The sequence below is a fragment of the Bacillus sp. mrc49 genome (assembly GCF_002803435.1).
In genome coordinates this window covers 1-385 of the sequence record NZ_PHNG01000039.1, presented here as the reverse complement: position 1 = coordinate 385, position 385 = coordinate 1, and the positions used below count along the sequence as shown (strand labels likewise).

Annotated in this window: 1 pseudogene; it reads left to right on the top strand. The window is 45.2% G+C overall.

The features are described from left to right. Positions 1 to 77: 77 nt before the first annotated feature. Positions 78 to 385 (top strand): annotated as a pseudogene (locus CVN76_RS00345) (hypothetical protein); the annotation flags it as partial.

Here is a 385-nt window from a genome sequence, read left to right as displayed (position 1 = left end):
TTGTAAAGATGAAGGATATAACGGAATCAAAAAAGAAGAACTTAAGTAATCGAAACTATATGGAGAGGTGAGAGTGGATGATAGGATCAATCGTAACGACAGCAAAAGGGCATCTTCAAGGGACGATGGAAAACGATATATATGTTTGGCGTGGAGTCAGGTATGCGAAGGCGTGGAAGCCCGATGCTGTCCTGAGTCAATTTATCGATCCGATTTATCGATATGTGTTGCCACTCATGCTTGCCTATTCAGGTGGGAAACTATATGGCGGCCATAGCGGGGGCATTGTTGCTAATGTTGCCATGATCGGGCTCATCATGGCTTCCGATATGCCAATGATCATTGGAGCGATAATATTCAGTCCGCCAATCGGTTGGCTTTCGGC